The sequence below is a fragment of the Cobetia marina genome (genome assembly GCF_001720485.1).
GTDB classification, from domain to species: domain Bacteria; phylum Pseudomonadota; class Gammaproteobacteria; order Pseudomonadales; family Halomonadaceae; genus Cobetia; species Cobetia marina.
In genome coordinates, this window is the sequence record NZ_CP017114.1 from 2,133,995 (window position 1) to 2,152,736 (window position 18,742).

Annotated in this window: 15 protein-coding genes; 4 read left to right on the forward strand and 11 right to left on the reverse strand. The window is 62.1% G+C overall.

Going from position 1 to position 18,742, the window contains the following annotated elements; genetic code table 11:
- Window positions 1-2 precede the first annotated feature (2 nt).
- Window positions 3-2,231 carry an FUSC family protein gene (locus BFX80_RS09095; RefSeq protein ID WP_084208658.1) on the forward strand — a complete coding sequence of 743 codons (2,229 nt, stop codon included), beginning with the start codon at window positions 3-5 and terminating at the stop codon, window positions 2,229-2,231.
- Between the two features lie 155 nt (window positions 2,232-2,386).
- Window positions 2,387-2,707 carry a type 2 periplasmic-binding domain-containing protein gene (locus BFX80_RS09100; RefSeq protein ID WP_139345462.1) on the forward strand — a complete coding sequence of 107 codons (321 nt, stop codon included), beginning with the start codon at window positions 2,387-2,389 and terminating at the stop codon, window positions 2,705-2,707.
- Window positions 2,708-2,828: 121 nt separating this feature from the next.
- Here BFX80_RS09100 and BFX80_RS09105 read toward each other — a convergent pair whose 3' ends face one another.
- The 10 genes from BFX80_RS09105 to BFX80_RS09150 form a co-directional block, all read right to left on the reverse strand.
- Window positions 2,829-4,214 carry a GntP family permease gene (locus BFX80_RS09105; protein WP_084208659.1) on the reverse strand — a complete coding sequence of 462 codons (1,386 nt, stop codon included), beginning with the start codon at window positions 4,212-4,214 and terminating at the stop codon, window positions 2,829-2,831.
- Between the two features lie 555 nt (window positions 4,215-4,769).
- The gene (locus BFX80_RS09110; RefSeq protein WP_084208660.1) at window positions 4,770-6,758 is read right to left on the reverse strand and encodes a beta-galactosidase; all 1,989 of its coding nucleotides are present in this window, start codon (window positions 6,756-6,758) and stop codon (window positions 4,770-4,772) included.
- Between the two features lie 44 nt (window positions 6,759-6,802).
- Window positions 6,803-9,031 (reverse strand): alpha-galactosidase, encoded by a 2,229-nt coding sequence (locus tag BFX80_RS09115; RefSeq protein WP_084208661.1) that lies wholly within the window; start codon window positions 9,029-9,031, stop codon window positions 6,803-6,805.
- A gap of 44 nt (window positions 9,032-9,075) precedes the next feature.
- Window positions 9,076-10,032 (reverse strand): SMP-30/gluconolactonase/LRE family protein, encoded by a 957-nt coding sequence (locus tag BFX80_RS09120; RefSeq protein ID WP_084208662.1) that lies wholly within the window; start codon window positions 10,030-10,032, stop codon window positions 9,076-9,078.
- A gap of 40 nt (window positions 10,033-10,072) precedes the next feature.
- Entirely contained in the window at window positions 10,073-10,687 is a 615-nt protein-coding gene (locus BFX80_RS09125) for a 2-dehydro-3-deoxy-6-phosphogalactonate aldolase (RefSeq protein WP_084208663.1), read from the reverse strand.
- 27 nt (window positions 10,688-10,714) lie between these two features.
- Window positions 10,715-11,710 carry a 2-dehydro-3-deoxygalactonokinase gene (locus tag BFX80_RS09130; protein ID WP_084208664.1) on the reverse strand — a complete coding sequence of 332 codons (996 nt, stop codon included), beginning with the start codon at window positions 11,708-11,710 and terminating at the stop codon, window positions 10,715-10,717.
- Window positions 11,707-12,504, reverse strand: coding sequence for an SDR family NAD(P)-dependent oxidoreductase (locus BFX80_RS09135; RefSeq protein WP_084208665.1), 798 nt, complete (start codon window positions 12,502-12,504; stop codon window positions 11,707-11,709). The genes BFX80_RS09130 and BFX80_RS09135 overlap by 4 nt, the downstream gene beginning before the upstream one ends.
- Window positions 12,505-12,600: 96 nt before the next feature.
- Window positions 12,601-13,749, reverse strand: coding sequence for a galactonate dehydratase (gene dgoD / locus BFX80_RS09140; RefSeq protein WP_077376333.1), 1,149 nt, complete (start codon window positions 13,747-13,749; stop codon window positions 12,601-12,603).
- Between the two features lie 66 nt (window positions 13,750-13,815).
- Complete coding sequence (locus BFX80_RS09145; protein ID WP_167593009.1) at window positions 13,816-14,541, reverse strand: FadR/GntR family transcriptional regulator; 726 nt, start codon at window positions 14,539-14,541, stop codon at window positions 13,816-13,818.
- A gap of 341 nt (window positions 14,542-14,882) precedes the next feature.
- Window positions 14,883-16,988, reverse strand: a complete 2,106-nt coding sequence (locus tag BFX80_RS09150) for a cache domain-containing protein (RefSeq protein ID WP_205632687.1) — start codon at window positions 16,986-16,988, stop codon at window positions 14,883-14,885.
- A gap of 536 nt (window positions 16,989-17,524) precedes the next feature.
- On the opposite strand from BFX80_RS09150, the gene BFX80_RS09155 reads away from it, so the two are divergent.
- Window positions 17,525-17,806, forward strand: a complete 282-nt coding sequence (locus BFX80_RS09155) for a hypothetical protein (RefSeq protein WP_084208667.1) — start codon at window positions 17,525-17,527, stop codon at window positions 17,804-17,806.
- A gap of 154 nt (window positions 17,807-17,960) precedes the next feature.
- On the opposite strand, the gene BFX80_RS09160 is transcribed toward BFX80_RS09155, so the two are convergent.
- A complete protein-coding gene (locus tag BFX80_RS09160) occupies window positions 17,961-18,320 on the reverse strand; it encodes a hypothetical protein (protein ID WP_084208668.1) in 360 nt (119 codons plus the stop codon).
- Window positions 18,321-18,548: 228 nt separating this feature from the next.
- Here BFX80_RS09160 and BFX80_RS09165 point away from each other — a divergent pair, with 228 nt between their 5' ends.
- Window positions 18,549-18,722: a DUF2970 domain-containing protein gene (locus BFX80_RS09165; RefSeq protein ID WP_077376348.1), complete on the forward strand. Its 174-nt coding sequence runs from the start codon at window positions 18,549-18,551 to the stop codon at window positions 18,720-18,722.
- Window positions 18,723-18,742: the final 20 nt, after the last annotated feature.

Here is an 18,742-nt window from a genome sequence, read left to right on the forward strand (position 1 = left end):
CGATGTCTCCGGCACTCGCGGCGTTTCTCAGACCCTCTTCCTTTGCCCTGAAGTTCGCCTTCAAGGGTGTCCTTGCCATGTCACTGGCACTCTATGCGGCCTTCTATTTTGATCTGGATCGCCCGTACTGGGCGCTGATCTCGGCGGCCTTTCTGCAGATACGCCCGATGTCGGGGATGGTGGTCGAGAAGGGCATCTGCCAGATCGCCGGCACCGTGGCGGGTGTCGGTGTCGCCGTCGTGATCATGGGGCTGTTTGCCCAGGCGCCGGAACTGGCACTGGGCAGTGTCACCTTGTGGATCGGCCTGTGCATCTACGGGGCTTCGCTCACCCACAACAACCTCTCCTATGGCTGCGTGATGGGGGCGGTGGCCTGCATGATCATCGTGGTGCTGACGTCCTCGGCGCCCGGCAACTTCTTCTCGGTGGCGCTGGCTCGCCTCAGTGAGTTGAGTCTCGGTGCACTGTGCGCCGTGCTGGTCAGTGCGCTGGTCTGGCCGATACGTGTGCGAGACCATCTGGGGCAGCTGGCGGATACCGCCGTCAACGCCACCTTCCGTTATATGGCGCTGGCCTTCTCGGACCCCTCCCAGGATGACCTGAGCGCCGAGCAACGGCATGCCGAGGAGAATCGCGAACGTCAGGCGATGCTCGAACAGATGATGACCGGCCTTGGGGCGCTCAACAATCTCGAGATCGATGCCCACTCCGCGCGGTATGAGGGGCCTCAGGGCAAGGGGCGTATCCGCGGTGTCCATCTGCTGACTCGGCGGAGCATGCGCCTCTATGCCACCCTCAAGGCACTGCATCAGCTGCGTCACCCGGAATTCTTCCTGCGCCATCACGCCACTGGCGCTGACGGTGAGTCCGAGCACCACAACGCCATCGACGACGACGGGCAAGACGATCAGCTCGCGCGTCCGGCCGTTCAGCAACCGGAGCGCTTCAGTCAACCGACACAGGACCTGATGCAGCGACTCGGCAGCGCCTTCCAGAGCATGGCCGACAACCAGGGGATCGGGCAGGCACGCGCCACCTTGAAGGAGCTGCGCGGAGAATGTCTGAGAATCTCACGCGGTCAGCGCAATCTGTCTGCCCTCGAGGCACGGCTGCTCTATAGTCTGCGGGAAGTGCTGGGCCATGCGCTGGTGATGCTTCAGGCGCGTGAGGTCATCAATCATCCCGGTCGTCATCAATTGCGCCAGCCCAGTCTGAGCTGGCATCGCGATCACGGACGAGCGGCGACCAATGCGCTGCGTGCCATGCTGATCTTCGGGACTACCTCCATCTTCTGGCTGGCGACGGCCTGGGACAATGGGGCGGTGGCCATGCTGCTGGGCACGTTGTTCTCCGGTATCTTCGCCAGTCGCGATGACCCCGCCCCCATCATTCCCATGGTGCTCAAAGGCCTGCTGTTCGCCGTTCCCAGTGTGCTGTTGTTCGGCAATGTCCTGTTGAGTCAGGCCCAGCATTTCGTGCCGTTCATTCTGATCTTCAGTGTTCCGTTGTTCATCGGCCTGATGGGGTCCGTGGTGCCGGTGCTGGCGGGGATCTGTCTGCCGTTCGTGGTGTTCAATATCCTGCTGGTGATGCCCGACAACGGCATGACCTTCGATGTGGCCTATACCCTCAACCGGAGTCTGGCGGCCGGGATCGGCCTGATCGTGACCATTCTCGGGTTTCGCCTGATCCCGGTACCCGGGGCCGGCTGGGACAAACGCCAGCTGATCCAGACAACGGCAAGTGATATCCGGGAGCTGGCCGAACGCCCCGCTCAGCAGGTGGACAGCTGGTTCGGGGGACGCATGGGGGATCGCCTGCTGCGTCTTGCCCGCCATGAGCAAAGCCGTCAACAGGAACAGCAGTCACGTCAGGGCGGGGCCGATTCACCTGCGATCGCGGACGAGCCGCAGGGAATGCCTCTGATGTCTCTGGGCCTGACAGGCATGGATATCGGCCGCGGAATAGGCTTCGTGCGACGGGAGCTTGGCGAGAACATGTCCAGGCCCGTGCAGCGTGCCTTGCAGAGCTTGATTCTGGCGCTGGCGGAGGATTTCGAGCGATGCAGTCAGGGCAAGCGACCCAGGCGGCTTGAGAAGGCCGGGCGCCGATTCTCGCAGACCATCGCCGAGCAGGACGCCATGAGTCGCCACAAGCAAGCCTTGCTGGCGGGCTGGCTGGAGCGGGTGCAACTCACGCTCGAGAGTGATGCGTTGCGTCAGAACGCGTGAATCTGACGCCTGATCAATGTTCCGCGCTCAGGCGTCGGATGGTCCGTTAAAAAACGCTAATAAAAGCAACCGTGGCAAGAGCATCTGGTCTATCATTGAAGATATCTGCTCATATCTGAGCGAAATGCATGAGATGTCTACTACGGGGGAGCATCATGGCTTTCATGAATGACATCAGCAACAGTGGTCGTGATGCCCCTGATCGCTTCAAGCGTGTCACCTTCACGACGCAATACCTGCACGAATTGAGCCTGTATGTGCTGCCCGGCAGTGAAGTGCTGCTGCGAGTGAGCCAGGCCAGTGAAGACCTGATGCTGTTGCAGTTCGATGATGACTTCTACGCCGAGTTCATTGCCTCGCGTATCGTCGACTGGGTGGCGGAGAATCCCCGGGCCGACAAGGAAGATCTGACGCTCTGGATCAAGACGCGTGCCCGCGCCGAAGTCCCCATGATCCAACAGCATCACGTCTATTGAGACTGTCCGTGCCATCAAGGCGTCCTGGGACAGCTGTCCCAGGTATCGAAACGACACAGGCCACCCCTTGAGGTGGCCTGTGTCGTTTCTGTCGCCCTTGGCTTTCAGAGGCATGTCGTGGTCAGAAGCTGCCGAACAGGCTGCCCAGCGTCACGACACTGATCAGAGCCAGCATCGGGAACGCCACGGTCATCATGAACATCTGTCCGTAGGACTGGCGGTGAGTCAGCTTGCAGATGGCCAGCAGCGTGATGACTGCACCTGAGTGCGGTAGCGTATCCATGCTGCCAGCCGCCAGTGCCGCCACACGGTGCATCAATTCAGGGTCTATCCCGGCATTGACGGCCATCTCCATGTAGGTCGAGCCCAGTGTCGAGAGCGCGATGCTCATGCCGCCCGAGGAGGAGCCGGTAATCCCTGCCAGCACGTTGACCGCCACGGCCTCGGAGATCAGCGGATTGCCGGGGTAGAGCCCCAGTACTGCCTCCTTGACCAGTGCAAAGCCGGCCAGGCTTGCGATCACGGCGCCATAACCGACCTCCGAGGCGGTGTTGAAGACGGGCAGCATGGCACCGAAACAGCCATTGTTGACCGTCGTCTTCAAGTCAGCCCACTGCTTCCAGCGAGTCACCACCAGCCAGAGTGACGCACAGCTCAGCGCGATCAATATCGACCACATGCCGGTGGCGCCGGCAGGGTCCAGCTCCGGGAAGGCATCATTGAGATAGGAGAAGTCGATGCGCGGGAAGACAAGGTAGGTGAGCAGGGCATTGAGTCCGATCACCAGTATCAGCGGGATCACCGCTGACAGCATGCTCATGCGTGCCACCGGTGTATCGTCATTCAATGCCTCATTGTCATGCTTGCCGTAGCCTTCGCCCTGCGCCTGAGCTTTCGTGGCTCTGCCCTTCAGCCACCAGGTGCCCAGCCCCAGCATGATCAGACCGGCGATGATGCCAAGTCCGGGAGCCGCGAAGCTGTTGGTCTGGAAATAGGGAATCGGAATCGCGTTCTGGATCGCCGGGGTACCGGGCAGGGCGGTCATCGTGAAGGTGAAGGAGCCCAGCGCCAGTGCCGCGGGCAGCAGTCGCTTGGGTGTCGAGGTACGCCGGAAGAGCTGGGCCCCGATGGGATAGACGGCGAAAGCCACCACGAACAGCGAGACGCCACCGTAGGTCAGCAGGGCGCAGGCCAACACGACGGTGAGGATCACATGGCGGGTTCCGAGGCGCTTTACCAGCCCCTCGGAAATCGCGTGGGCTGCCCCGGAATCCGCCATCAACTGGCCAAACAGGGCACCGAGAATGAACAGCGGAAAGAACTTGGCCAGGTAGCCGCCCAGCTGGCTCATGAAGGTGACGGTATAGCTGGGCAGCAGGGCGCCTGCATCACCTGAAAGCACGACGGCAAGAGCCGCCATCACAGGTGCCAGCAACAGAACGGTGATACCGCGGTAGGCCAGGAACATCAACAGTCCCAGCGATATCAGAATGGCAAGAATGCTCATGAAGGGGACATCTCGTGGTTGGCGTTGTAGTCATGGTGTGCCGTCTGCCAATGACGACGTATGTCCTGTGAACAGTTGCGTTTCCTGTAATTATTTCTTTATATGGACTGTTCTACAGTGACATCTGGCTCACGGTAGAGTTTGTCTGACAAGAGGACAATGCGGCTTAAGTGGCAGCGTGGGACTCCCGTATCGGGGGTTGGCAAGGCGTGTGGTACAACAGATAGAATTTATACCGTTATCTTTCGTTTGAATAAAAATCCTGTCAATTCCACGAGTCTCCAGGGCTGAAGGGACCATCGTGTCAGCAGAAGACCTGCCACGGGAAGGGGCTGTGTTCTCAACACCGCCAGCGGCAAGCTCTTGACGAAAACTCTTGTTGGCAACTGTCGCCTTAAGAAAAAGGCGGTACCCGGAGGCACCGCCAGAAACGATCGAACCATCCGCCGGTCGCGAGGCCGACAGGGGTCATGGAGTCATACGTACGTGACGCTTGTCTGGATGATGGCAAGGCTACTGAAGCGCTCCGTTGCCGTCATCGCTTTGGACATCTCGTCATGCCATGCGCCAGATACTGACGCCAGCGGGAGCGAGCTGTTGGCCTCCGCAGATCCAGCCATCTTCCGGCACCAGGCCTTCGGGTAGCCAGCGTGGTTCAGGCGAATAATTGAAGGCAAACACCAGATTGCCTCTGCAGCGCAGGCGCACACCCTCCGGCAGGGCGGTGGTAAGGATGGCTGCCTTGCGACATTCCTCGACCAGCACGGCCATGAGGGTATCTTCTTCAAGCCAGGCGGTCAGATAGCTGACCCCTGCGCGCTCCGTGAGAGCCGCTTCTCCATCATCGAAACGAGTCACGACCCTTGCCGTGGTACGCGTGCTGTCGAGCAGGTCTCGCCAGCGCAACGCGTGGCCATGATGACCATTGGCCGTGGTGACGCCTGGGCAGGCACCGGGGCGCAGACCATCGACCCGATCGACCGTGACGCCGGCCAGCTCGCCGAGGGCGCCCGGTGCCAGTTGATCGGGTATCTGGAAGTCTGGCGTGCGTGAGCCGGAGCGTGCGCCGATCACGATACGGCTGCCGCTGTCACGTGCAGCGCTCAGGCGTGCCGCAAGCGCATCGTCGGCAATCACCTGACAGGGCAGCACGACGAGAGGATAGCCACTGACATCATCTCGAGAGGAGACGATGTCGATGTCCAGACCCAGCCGGCGAAGGGCGCTGTACCAGCTCAGATGCAGTTCCAGCGCATCGAAGTCCTCGGCATGCGGTTGAATCTGGCAGGCCCAGATCGAGGCATAGTCGAACATCAAGGCCACGGGGGCCTGTTCGGTCTCGATCTCGCGCCCACTGAGGCCTTCTGCGCTCAAGCGAGCCAGTTCATCGCGGACCTGCAACAGCTCCGGCCAGGCCGAGGCCGGTGAACCATCCGGACGCAACAGACCCGCATGCATCTGTTCCTGCGCGAAGGGGGCCTGACGCCAACGGAAATAGGAGACGACTTCCGCGCCGTGGGCAAAGGCCTCATGGCTCCAGAGGCGAACCATGCCGGGCAGTGGGGCGGCATTGCTGATGGCCCAGTTGACCGGACCCGGCTGTTGCTCCATGACCCACCAGCGCCCCTTGCACATGGCGCGATAGAGGTCGTGGTGGAAACCGGCGAAATCAGGGTGGCCCTGTTGGCGATAGAACGCCTTGGTGGCTTCGGGATGGGCACCACGCTCCAGAAAGCCCAACGGGTAGCTATCCCAGCTGGCGATGTCCAGGTCTTGGGCGACGTCAAAGTGGTCAAACTCCGTGAACAGGCCCATGAAGTTGTGCACGATATCGACGTTCACGCCGCTGTCTCGCAGCGTCTGGACCTGAAGCCGGTTGTACTCGACCACCATGTCGGAGCAGAAGCGACGATAATCCAGCACGATCGCCGGGTGTGGCTCGGTGACGGTGCCGACCGGCGCCTCGACCTGCGAGAAGGTGGTCACTTCCAGGCTCCAGAACACCGCGCCCCATGCCTCATTGAGCGCTTCGACACTGCCGTAGCGTTGTTCCAGCCACTCAGGGAAGCCTGCGCGCGCCGCCCGGGAGTAGCTGAGGATGGTGTCGTGACAGCCGTATTCGTTGTCGGTCTGCCACGCCATGATCGCCGGATGAGTGGCGTAGCGCTCCGCCATCAGGCGCACGATACGCTCGCTCTGCGTGCGATAGACGGGCGAGGAGAAGCAGTAATGACGACGTGAGCCATATCCCCGCACCTGGCCATGCTCATCGACGGCCAGTATCTCGGGATGGGCATCCACCAGCCATTTCGGGGGCGTGGCCGTCGGGGTTCCCATCACGATCTTGAGACCGGCGCGGGCAAGCACCTCAACGGCCTCGTCGAGCCACTCGACACGAAGCTCTCCGGAGCGCGGCTCCAGCCGACTCCAGGCGAACTCGCCTATGCGCACCACGCGAATGCCGGCCTCGAACATGTCACGGGCATCCTGCGCCCAGCGCTCACGCGGCCAGTGTTCCGGGTAATAACAGACGCCGAGTTGCATACAGGTCATCCTTGAATCGGTGAAGTGATAGCCGGAGCTCAGGCTCAGTCAACGTCGTGTGCCGCAGTCAGGTGGATCAGGATCGCCTGTTCCGGGTCGAGCACCGGCAGGGCAAGCCCGGTACGCATCAGCATCTCGCCACTGGCGACGACGGGCTCCCCCGAGAGCTGGGCCTGCACCCAGGCCGGCAGCTGCTTCATGCGGCGTTCGGGATGTTCCGGCAGTTCCAGCAGCTCGAGTCGATAATGCTGCTCGGCGATGAGCCCTGCCAGCGGCTGTGGCGCAGGTACGGCGTGTCGTGGCATGGCCAGCTGGCTGATGCAGTAAATCGCCTCTTCACCGTCCTGGCTGACCACGCCATGTGCATGCTGGCCGTCATCCAGGCAGTCCAGACGCCAGCTCACGCCGCCATGCAACAGACCGCGCAATGCCTTGTAGCGCTCGATCCAGACGCGCAGCTCCCCACGCTCGCGTGGCGCGAGCTGGCTGACGTCCAGTTCAAGGCCCAGGTGACCGAACAGGGCCGTGGAGGCACGGAAGGCAAGGGAAGTACGCCGCGACGTGGTGTGTGCATGCTCCGGCCCGATATGGGCCCCGAGCAGCTCCGGCGGCAGGAAGCGACTGGCACCGCGCTGGATGTGCGTTCGCTCATGCGGGTCGTTGCAGTCCGAGGTCCAGACGCGATGGGTGTGGCGCAGAATGCCGTGGTCGGTACGGGCGCCCCCCGAGGCGCAGCTCTCGATTTCCACCTCAGGGTGCGCCTGGCGCAGACGTGCGAGCAGCGCATAGAGCGCTTGTACCTGAGCATGCGCTGCAGGCATGCCGCGTCGCTCGCCGGACTGGGTCGCGGCGTGGGTGAGGTCGCGATTCATGTCCCACTTGAGATAGCGGATCGGGTAGTCGCTGAGCAGGGCATCCAGTCGCGCAAACAGATAGTCAGTGACGTCAGGGCGTGTGAGATCCAGCACGCATTGATACCGCCCCAGTGGCTGCTCACGGCCTTCCAGCGCCAGTATCCAGTCGGGATGCGTGCGAAAGAGCGCGCTGTCAGGATTGACCATCTCGGGTTCCACCCACAGACCGAATTCCATGCCCTGGGCATGGACGGACGCGATCAATGGCCCCAGTCCCTCGGGGTATTTGCCCTGATCCAGGTACCAATCGCCCAGCGCTGCTCGCTCACCATCGCGGCCCACGAACCAGCCATCGTCGAGCACGAAGCGTTCCGCGCCGACGTCGCCGGCAGCGGTGACCAGCTCCTCCAGACGCTCGGCGTCGTGATCGAAATAGAGGGCCTCCCAGGTGTTGACGTGGACCGGGCGAGGCTTGTTCGGCGTCGGCCAGTCAAGTCGTGCGCGCAAGGTACGATGCATGCGCTGACTGGCGCCATTGATGCCCGTATCCGACCACGCCATGACGACTTCCGGCGTGGTGACGCTGGCACCGGCGGCCAGTACCTGCTCACCGGGCAACAGCAGTGCGCCCAGCTGCAGTTGCGTGCTGCCATCGAACTGGCGCTCCACCAGCAGTCGATGGTTGCCGCTCCAGGCCAGGTGCGCGCTGATGACCTCCCCGGACTGCTCACTGAAGCCCTCGGTGCCCACGATGAGGGAGGGCACGCGCTGGTGAGAGCTGCGCCCGCGCCGATTCTCGAGCGTGAAGGTGCCTTCACTCAGGGCGTGGCGTGTCTCGGTGAACTCCTGGACCCAACGGCCACCGAAGCTCAGGCACTGTTCGAAGCGGTTCGGCAGTGGCAGGCAGCATGCCGCCAGCCACTCGAGACGATAGTCGGCCGTACCAGGATTGCGCAGGGTGGTGGACTGACGCAGCACCCCCTCGATGGTGAGCGTGAGTGACAGCAGAACTTCCAGCTCGCTCGTGGCATCCGCCAGTGTCAGCTGGGCATGCGCGCCCAGTGAATCGGTCGAGCACGCCACCTCACTCAGTCGCATGTCGGTGAGCCAGTCACGTCCATCACGGTCACCGATCAAGGCCGGATAGCCCGCAAAGCCAAGCCCGGCATCATTGAACAAGGTATTGGGCGGCAGCTGATCGAGGCTTGCCTGGGGCGTGGCAGCAGCGCTCATCAGGCGGTGCTGGGCTGGCGTGACCGGGGCGATGCGCCCCAGGTGGGCCAGCCTGATCAGGCCATCGGCGAGATCCAGCTGTAGCTGGATGCCGTCGGCGCTCAGGCTCAGCCATTGCTGTTGGGGGGACCAGGTCGCGTCGGGCGCTGCCGAAGGTCGGGTGGATGGGGCGTCTGCGGTCATCATGAGAGGTCCAGAAATAAAGAAGAATCAGAGACGGAATGGCAGTGTCAGCTCAGCACCAGCGGCGCTTCTGCCAGTCCCTTGAAGCCGTGTGCTGACAGGTCCAGCGCGAAGAGATCACCATCACCCGCCGCATGATCCGGCGTGGCCATGCCCTCATGCGCCGTGGTGATATACAGCGTGCTCAGCCCCTCACCACCGAACAGCGGGCACGAGGGCTGGCTGACCGGCAGGGCCACATGGGCGATTTCCTTGCCGTCATGATCCAGCCTTGCCACGCGGCCGGCCCCCCAGAGCGCAATCCACATATGGCCGTCGGCGTCGATCACGGCGCCATCCGGGCCACCGCCACAATCGCGCAGGTCGGCCCAGACTTCGGGGGCGTCGTATTCACCTGCCGACCCTTCACGTGCTGACCCTTCACCTGCTGATTTGAGTGGCCAGCCATCGGCGTCCAGCGGCCAGCGCATCACCTGACCGGTAACGGTGTCGGTGAAATAGGCGAAGCGGCCATCCGGCGAGAAACACAGCGCATTGGGAATGGTCAGCCCATCCATGAGCTTGCAAAGCTTGCCGCGGTGCAGGCGGTAGAGACTGCCAGCTCCGGTCTCGGCGTTGCAGCCCATGCTCGAGAGCCACAGACTGCCGTGGGTATCCACTCGAGTATCATTGCTGCGTGTCGCGGGCATGGCGTCCGCCTCGAAGGACATGACATCCTCCACGGCGCCTGTCTCGGGGTTCCAGCGTGACAGCATGCCTTCCCCGACCAGCAGGTAGTCGCCTTCAAGGGTGACCGCCGCATAGGAGGTGCGGCGCGCAAGCTGAGTGATGACGTGATCACTGCCATCCGCGGCCGCGTGATGCAGCTCGCCGGCGAGGATGTTCAGCCAGCGCACCCGCGCAGGCAGGGTGGTTGTCGCGGGTGTCCAGCCGGGGCCTTCTCCCAGCTCGCAGTGGCTGGCCACGAGGCGCTCAGCCGTGCCCAGGCAGGTCGATCGTGTCATCCGTTACTCCTCGTGAATCCTGTGGGAGAGCCACCGGGGCTCAGTCGGCGGCGGTCCAGGCGGAGACCAGCTTGCGTGCTCGTTCACCGACGTCAAAAGCCGTCAGACCCGGCGTGTAGATGGCCGTTCCCAGACCTGCACCATGGACACCCGCCGCACGCCATTGCGCGAAGTTGTCACTGCCGATGCCCCCGACGGCATACAGCTCGGTGCCTTTGGGCAGCACGGCCAGCATCGCTTTCATGTTGACGATACCGACCTGGGTCGCCGGAAAGAGCTTGAGACCTGAGGCGCCGGCGGCGAGGGCCGCGAAGGCCTCCGTCGGCGTGACGATGCCTGGCATGGACACCATCTCGAGGCGGCGGCTCTCGCGAATGACCTCGACATCGGCATTGGGCGACACGATCAGCCGACCACCGACGCCGTGCACGTCCCGCACCTGCTCCGGCGTCAGGACGGTGCCGGCACCGATGAGGATCTGGCCGTCATGGGCCGTCGCACAGTGCTTGACCAGCGCCGCGATGCTGACCAGCGGCTGGGGCGAATTGAGCGGAACCTCGATACGGGTGATGCCCGCCGCGATGATCTCGTCGGCAATCGCGATGATTTCCTGCGGCGTGACGCCGCGCAGAATGGCAACCAGGGGAAGGCTCATGGAAGTCTCCAGGGGAAGATGGGGGTGTCAGTCAGTGGCGAGGCGTGCCTGACAGGCGTGATGAATGCGCCCGAGCCCGGCCAGAATCATGTCGGCATTGGCGGCCAGGCTGACGCGATAGCCCAGATGCTCGAGTGCGATCCGATAGCGCTGGCATAAGGTGTCATCACCGATCAAGGTGATCAGCGACCCTTGCGGCTGCAGGCATGTGGCACCGGCCAGCTCAAGGCCCAGCACCAGACCGGAAAGCCGCGCACCCAGCAAGGCTGCGCGCGAGGCCTCATCATCGAGGCGTTCATCGAGCAAATCCCGCGCACGGATGCCGAACAGCGCCGCCGTCATGCGCGCCGGTTCCGCCATGGCCGCATCGATGCCTGCCAGAAATGCCTGACGCTGTGGCTCATCGGCAAGATCCCCTCCCGCCACGGAGTGCTTGAGGACCGAATCCTGACTGAGCAGCTTGTAGAGTTCACCGCTCATGAAGGTGGTGAAGCCCGTGATCGACCCGTTCTCGAGCTGTGCCCACTTCGCGTGGGTGCCGGGCAGGCAGACGGCTCCGCTATAGCCCGGCTGAGCGGCGACCAGACCCGCCAGCTGTGTCTCCTCGCCGCGCATGACATCAAAGGCCGGCTGGTGCTGACACAGCCCCGGCACGATGGTGACGGCGATACGTCTGTCGCGCGTTGCCACATGGGTCAGCTGCTCTGCCAGGCCAGACAGGACATCGATGGCAGGGGCTTGCTCACCCGGGACCGGAAGGTAGGCCGCTTCCACCCAGCCCTGGCGTGCGCCCGCCATGCCGCAGATCAACACCGGCATGCTTGAGTTGGAGTCCTCGGGCAGCCAGTCATTGATCACCACCCGCAGGACATCCTCGAATTCATCGCTCGCCAGACCCAGCATGCCGCGGGCACTGCTTGCCTGGGCGATGATCCGATCCTGATCATCCAGCGCCCAGGCACGCAGATTGCTGGAGCCCCAATCCACGGCGATCCAGGCGGGGAGGGCATGGACGGCGCTCACACTCGACCTCCATCCACGACCATCGGTTGGCCGGTCATCATGCGTGAGGCGGTGGAGGCCAGGAACAGACAAGGATTGATCATGTCCTCGACCGGAATCGCTTCCTTGAGGCACTGCTGGTCGATGCACTCGTTCAAGTCCTTGTCATTGACCCACAGCTCGCGCTGACGCTCCGTCATTACCCAGCCCGGAATCAGACAGTTGACGCGAATGGCGTCTGGCCCCAGTTCACGCGCCAGGGCCTTGGTAAGCCCCATGATGCCGGCCTTGGCGGTGACGTAGGTGGGATAGCCCCCCAGCCCCAGCATGTAGCTGTTGGAAGACAGGTTGATGATGGCGCCGCCTCCCAGTGCCCGCATGTCAGCCGCGACCGCCTGAGCGGTGAAGAACTGGGGACGCAGGTTGGTGGCGATGGATTCATCCCACTGCTCCACCGTCCATTCCTCCAGCGTATGGCGAGTGTCACGGGCCGCATTGTTGACCAGAACGCCTATCGGCCCATGGACCTCGCGCGCCTGTGCAACAGCCGCCTGCAATGCCTCGATATCCTGGATGTCGCAGCGGATGAACAGGGGGCGATTGGCGTATCGGGCCTCCATGGCGTCACAGAATTCGCTGGCATCGGACAACCCGACGAAGGCGACCTTGGCACCCTGCGCCAGGAAGCCTTCGGTCAATGCGGCACCGATACCCGAGCCTCCGCCGGTGATGAAGACACTGGCACCCGCCAGGTCCGGGTAGCGAAAGTCCGCGAAGGCGGGGAGTTCAGTATGGAGTGATGTGGTACGGGTCATGATGAGTCCCTTCTGCAGCGTGACAGACTCTCGACAGAGAGCCTGTCCTGGCATGGCGTCTGTGTTGTCAGTGTGTACGTTGCGGCTTGCTCGGCATTACCACTCAGCGACGGAGCCGTCTTCGTGGGTCCAGACCGGGTTGCGCCAGCGATGCCCGACCTTGGCACGTTCCTCGACGAAGGCTTCGTCGATCTCGACCCCGAGCCCCGGGCCCTGGGGAATGGCGCAGAATCCGTCCTTGATCGCCAGCGCGTCCTTGTCGACCAGGTAATCCAGGACGTCGTTGTCCTTGTTGTAGTGGATGCCCATGCTCTGTTCCTGGATGAAGGCGTTGTGACACACCGCATCCAGCTGCAGGGAAGCCGCCAGCGTCAGCGGGCCCAGCGGACAGTGCGGTGCCAGGGCCACGTCATAGGCCGAGGCCAGCGTCGCGATCTTGAAGCCTTCACTGATGCCGCCGCAGTGGGAGAGATCCGGCTGGATGATGTCGACCATGCCGTCCGCCAGCAGGTCACGGAACTGGAAGCGGGTGTGCAGGCGCTCGCCGGTGGCGATGGGCGTCGCGATGCCCTCGGCGATATGCTTGAGCGCGGGCAGGTGCTCAGGTGCCACCGGCTCCTCGATGAACATCGGGTGGAACTGCTCCAGTTCCCGCAGCAGCGCCTTGGCCATCGGGCGGTGCACGCGGCCATGGAAGTCGATGCCGATCCCCACGTCCGGGCCGACCGCATCACGCGCTTCGGCGACACGCGCCACGGCGTCATCGATCTTCTTGTGGGAATCGACGATCTGCATCTCCGGCGTGCCGTTCATCTTGAAGGCCGTGAAGCCCTGGTCGACCAGCGCCTTGGCACCTGCGCCGACCTCTGACGGGCGATCGCCGCCCGTCCAGGCGTACATCCGCATCTTGTCGCGCACCGGGCCGCCGAGCAGCTGATGCACGGGCACTCCCAGATCACGGCCCTTCAGGTCCCACAGGGCCTGGTCGATGCCGGCGATCGCGGACATCAGGATAGGGCCGCCGCGATAGAACCCTGCGCGGTACATGACGTTCCACAGGTGCTCGATGTTGCGCGGGTCCTGGCCGACCAGATAATCCGACAGCTCGTGGACCGCGGCTTCCACCGTGGCGGCGCGCCCTTCGATGACCGGTTCCCCCCAGCCATAGCAGCCCTCATCGGTCTCGATCTTGAGGAACAACCAGCGTGGCGGAACTTGCCAGGTCTTGAGTCGAGTGATTTTCATGTCGAGATTCCTTGGGATGACGCTCGTGTCGAGCTTGGAAAGCATTGAAGAAGGAAAAGTCGTGGGTCAGAAGCGCGGCGTCTCGAGGCGCGGGTGATCAAGGCCGAATCCGAGATCGCGCGCAGCCGTTTCCAGCACGCGCTCGGCACAGGTACGCGCCATGTCCGGTTGACGCAGGCGGATGGCTTCCATCACGGCGCGATGTCGCTCGAGACTGGCACGGTGATGGGCCTGGTCGTGCTGTTGTGCCGCCTGCTGGGAGGACTCGATCAACTGGCTGATGGAAGGGCGCAGCAAGCTACCCAGCTGGGCCCACACCAGGTTGTGGGTGGCGCGGTAGATGGCCTCGTGGAACGCCACGTCAAATTCGCTGTGAGCTGCCTGCTGCTCGTCATTGGCGGTCGCGACCATTCCCTCGAAGGCGCGCTCCAGCCTTGCGAGGTCCTGGGCGTTGGCCTTGGTCGCCGCCAGGGCGCTGACATAGGGCTCGACGGACAGCCGGAAGGCGTAGATCTCACGCATCAGGGCAGGGTTGATGCCTTCCAGTCCGCTGATCCAGTCGCTCATCAGTGGATCCAGCAGTTGCCATTCGCTCATCGGCCGCACCAGGGTGCCACGGCCGGCAGTGCGCTCCAGCAACCCGGCCCCCACCAGTTGGGCCAGTGCATTGCGCAGCCGGTTACGGCTGGCATCGAAGCGCTTGCAGAGGTCCATTTCACGCGGGAAGTTGTCGTCTGGCTCGAACTTGCCGGCCAGAATTTCACGCGCCAGGCAGGCAGCGATGGCTTCCATGCTGGCTACGGGCTGTCTGGAGCCCGTCATGGCCGGCGACAGTGAATCTTTCTGGCGAGAGGAATCCTGATCCGGCGCTGTATCGCTGGAAGTCTCAGAGAGTGGGTCTGGGCGAGAGATGGTCACGCGAGGCCTCGTGGCTGACGTAGTGCGCAGGGCAAGCTACGGTAAATGTCTGAATGAACCTTAATAAATGTCAGACATTTGAACAAGCCTCAACGAATGCAACTTTGGTCGTTGCCGGCAGGCCAGGTCGCCTTGAGAGGTGGGGAGGGGGTATGGCGAGACTTCGGGCAGGCCGCTGGGATCGGTCGACTCCCCTCAGACCTTGCCATCAATCATCAGTCATCAGCGATCAGCTGATCGATGTGATGTCGCCAGTCCTTGAGTGACTCATCACCGGACAGAAGTCTCTGTCGGGTGACGAGTTCCGCGTCTGTCTCGAAGGTCCTGAGTACATTCCTCAATTGCTGCTGAGTGGCTGGAGTCAGCACGGGAACGTTCGAGGCTTCCTCGGTCTCGTCTTCCAGGACCACGAAGTGGCCAGGGGCCAGATGGAACACCTTGAGCGGGTACAAACAGGCATTCAGATGGGGACCGAATTGCCGGTCCGTAGTGAGAGGGGACTGCGTCCCGACGAGCTGGAGATGGTGAAGCGTTATCCCCTGCACAGTGACATGCCCTTCATGCAGCAAGCCTGCCAGCAAGGTCTCCAGCAAGGCACGGTTGAAGCAACCGGTCGTCTGGTCACGCCACTGATCCGCATAGCGCTCGATCTGACGCGGGCCGGGAATCGCGCTGCGTGGCTCGGCCCTGGGGAGCGGCTTGCGGGTCAACACCCTGCGTGCCGCCTGAAGGATGTCCGGCGCAAAGGGTTGGTAGGCGCAATGCTCGATTTCACTGATGGCCTCCGCCTGAGTCAGGCCCGAGTATCTCACCAGCTCCAGGACCTGGACGACCAGCGCCAGGATCGCGGGACTGGCAGACCGCGAAAGCAAGGCCGCCCCCGAGTCCGTCTGGCGGTAAGGCATGTAGTGCTGGCTTTCACTCAGCAGGCTGGCCTCCAGAGGCGCATTGAGCGCTTCTCTCAACACTCGGCTGCCGATATCCGCCTGTTGACGCAACAACTGTTGTTGATCGAACTGAAGCTGCGCCATCGGCTTGAGCAGCGTGTCGGGAAGTGTCAGTCGGCCCATGTCATGGAGCATAGCCGTGCGCTCCAGTGCGCTGATCTGCGCCTCTTCAAGCCCCAGCTCTCTGGCGATGGCCGTCACGTATTCGGCGACGATGAGGTCATTGCCTTCACGCTGGGGGCAGCGTTCATTGCGAATCATCTGCAGGGTATTGATCAGCCTGTCCTCACCGCGCTGCTCAAGCTCGTTTTCCAGACGCCCCATGCGTTGGCGCATCTGACGCTGACGGGTGCGGGATTGCCGGAAGAGGGCATGACCGATGGCCAGGAACAGCAGCAGGCAGGCACCGAGGGTCAGCAGGAGATGCCAGCGCTCCAGACGACTTTTCTCCTGCATGATGTCCGCGTGGGCTGTCAGGGCCGCATTGTTGATGTCGCCCATGTAGACCCCACTGGCCACGATCCATTGGAAGGGTGGATACAGCGCGGCATAGGTCGTCTTGTCTTCTTCAGGCCCCCCACGGGAGCGGGGGAAGCGGTAATCGAAGAAGATGCCACTTCCCTGCAGGACACCCTCGAGTTCGGTCTTGTAAGGCTGGCGTCCACTGCTGTCCCGATGCTCGGTGGAGAGCAGCGTGCCTTCGGTGCCGGGCAAGAGCGGGTGAATCAGGCGACGGGCGTAGCCGGGGCCGCCCGTCGGATCCAGAATTTCATTGATCCAGACATAGCGACTCTCTCCCTTGTCCAGGCTGGCATGCAGGGATTGACGAAGCTCGTTGGCGACCAGGAATGCCACCATCTGCGGGTCGATATGAATCAGGGTCCAGATGGTCGAGGCGGTGTTGCGAGGGCGTCGAACCTCACCATCCTTGCCCAGGCCCTGCTGGCTCGGGATGGCGAAGATCAGGCCTGCGTCCGTGCCACGCAGGAAGTGAGGAATGTCATTGCTCGTGTGCAGGCGCAGATTGAGTTCGGTGGACCACCATTCCGGATAGAGATTGCTCGGCAATTGAACGATATCGATCCAATCCGGGTTGATGCGAAGATCAGGGAACTGACGCAGGAGCTCGGTACTGATATAGGACCGATCTCGACCGGTAAGGTGGGTGATTCCCAGGAAGGGGGCTCGCATCGTCGTCATCATCAGTCGCTGCAGACGATGTTCGTAATCTCGATGCCGTGAGGCAATCACGCCGAGCGTCTGCTCGACCAGCAGGCTTGCCTGCAGACGCCTCTCGCTCGTGATGAGGTCACGCGTGGAGGCCGCATGCAGCGCTTCCATCTCGCGGCTGTCTCTTTCGAGAATGATCAACACCAGGCCTAGCACCACGCCTGAGAGCGCTACCAGACCCAACCAGTGCCGAATCGAAAGGCCGGCGAATTCTCGCGTGGCGTCAAGGAAAGACCGCCCTGGTGGTGTGTTGTCTGAGGAAAGATCATTATCCTTGATCATCAGATACATCATCCGTGTATTTTTCGTACACTGAGGATACACCACAACGACAAAGCGTTCGTTGCTTGTCGATCACGCACCGCGCGTCTGGTCAACGCCATGCCCAACATGGGGAGATTGCCTGGGTATTGCCGTCTCAAGGCGGCGGGTCTGCGGCCCTTGCGTGCTTGCTAGCATGGTGGGAAATGGGCATGATGACAGGCGCTTTCTTCATGGCTTTCAAGAAGATATCACTTCCCTGACGGCTTTCTTCCCAAGGGGTTGCCTACTGGTTCCGTTACTCCCCCATGTTGCCGATATGACATTGCAGAAGCCTTGGGCATAGTGTGATATTTTGCTGTCTTGAATGTTTCAGCCTCTCTTCTTGTTGTCGACAAGATCAATAGTGGAAACCATGCATGAACCGACATGATGAAAAGGTCATCGCAAGCGCCCGCAAGCAGCGTGCCTTGTTTGATGAACTTGAAAAGGCATTGGCTGAAGAGTTGAATGCGCTGGATCGTCCCTCGACTCCCCCCGCCACGTCAGAAAGCAGCCCCCAGGCAACGGACCCGGCTGAAGCGCGTGAGGCTGAATTCAATGCGCGTCTGGAGAGCCTGATCGCGGAATTCGGGCTGGATCGTGAAACGGCACATGCCTGGCTGTGCGATCTCAGTGAGTTCCAGACACGGACGGATTGATGTCATCCATGGTCCTTGCCTGAATCGTCACATTCCATCCTCACGGCGCCAGTCTCCTTGCCATCGCCAGAGGCTCCTTTTCGCTGTGCATTTCTGGCGTGATCTCTCCCCCGGCACATTGCGTGGAGACCGGGGGAGACTCCTGTCATGCGAGTCAGATCTCTTCCCAGATGGCATCCTGCAATTCTTCATTCAATGTCTGCAGTCGCTTCATGCGAGTCAGCGCATGCTCGGTGACATCCCCGGCGAGTTTGCCAAGCAATTCAGGCGAGGTCCGAGCCTCCTGCCAGTCACCTGCCAATAGCGCCTGAGTCATCTCAAGCCCCTTGAGTTGACAGAGCTGAATGAAGGCCAGTTCCTGCTGATAGGCCTGCAACCCCAGCGACCAGATGACCTGCTGGCATCGCATCCAGGGGGCGAGAGGGTGCACGAGATCATCAGGACGGTTCATCCAGGACAGCGGATGGGCCGTCAAGGGTTTGAAAGGCAGAGATGGCACGACGGAAAGTTCCATGAGATAGCTCCTTCAGCGGCTGGATAATGCACTGGAAGCTGCTGTCTTGTGTCCCGTCCGTGTCATGATTCACTGGTATTCGAGTAGATTCTGGCCAATAGTGAATTCAGGTCCGCATGTGACGCGAAAGGCAGCATCACCTCATCGTAGTTCTCCGCAGGGGTTGCCGCCACGCCTTGCAGCGTTGTTCCACCACCATATTGATATGCGTCATTCTGGGAGGTGCTCATGATCAACGAAGTCAAATCCGTGCTTGCTGCATTCATCGGCGTTCAGAAGGAAGCCAACCGCAAACGTGACTTCGAGCATGGTCATGCGCTGGACTTTCTGGTGGTAGGACTGGTGATGGCTGCTCTGTTGGTCGGGGGCATGGCATTGCTGGCCACGGTGATGGCGGCGTGACCTGTCGATAGGCATCGATA

Bases quoted from the DNA above. Each gene is read 5' to 3' on its own strand.
- BFX80_RS09095 (WP_084208658.1), top strand. From the start codon at position 3: ATGTCTCCGGCACTCGCGGCGTTTCTCAGACCCTCTTCCTTTGCCCTG.
- BFX80_RS09100 (WP_139345462.1), top strand. From the start codon at position 2,387: ATGGCTTTCATGAATGACATCAGCAACAGTGGTCGTGATGCCCCTGAT.
- BFX80_RS09105 (WP_084208659.1), bottom strand. From the start codon at position 4,214: ATGAGCATTCTTGCCATTCTGATATCGCTGGGACTGTTGATGTTCCTG.
- BFX80_RS09110 (WP_084208660.1), bottom strand. From the start codon at position 6,758: ATGCAACTCGGCGTCTGTTATTACCCGGAACACTGGCCGCGTGAGCGC.
- BFX80_RS09115 (WP_084208661.1), bottom strand. From the start codon at position 9,031: ATGATGACCGCAGACGCCCCATCCACCCGACCTTCGGCAGCGCCCGAC.
- BFX80_RS09120 (WP_084208662.1), bottom strand. From the start codon at position 10,032: ATGACACGATCGACCTGCCTGGGCACGGCTGAGCGCCTCGTGGCCAGC.
- BFX80_RS09125 (WP_084208663.1), bottom strand. From the start codon at position 10,687: ATGAGCCTTCCCCTGGTTGCCATTCTGCGCGGCGTCACGCCGCAGGAA.
- BFX80_RS09135 (WP_084208665.1), bottom strand. From the start codon at position 12,504: ATGACCCGTACCACATCACTCCATACTGAACTCCCCGCCTTCGCGGAC.
- dgoD (WP_077376333.1), bottom strand. From the start codon at position 13,749: ATGAAAATCACTCGACTCAAGACCTGGCAAGTTCCGCCACGCTGGTTG.
- BFX80_RS09145 (WP_167593009.1), bottom strand. From the start codon at position 14,541: ATGGAAGCCATCGCTGCCTGCCTGGCGCGTGAAATTCTGGCCGGCAAG.
- BFX80_RS09155 (WP_084208667.1), top strand. From the start codon at position 17,525: ATGAACCGACATGATGAAAAGGTCATCGCAAGCGCCCGCAAGCAGCGT.
- BFX80_RS09160 (WP_084208668.1), bottom strand. From the start codon at position 18,320: ATGGAACTTTCCGTCGTGCCATCTCTGCCTTTCAAACCCTTGACGGCC.
- BFX80_RS09165 (WP_077376348.1), top strand. From the start codon at position 18,549: ATGATCAACGAAGTCAAATCCGTGCTTGCTGCATTCATCGGCGTTCAG.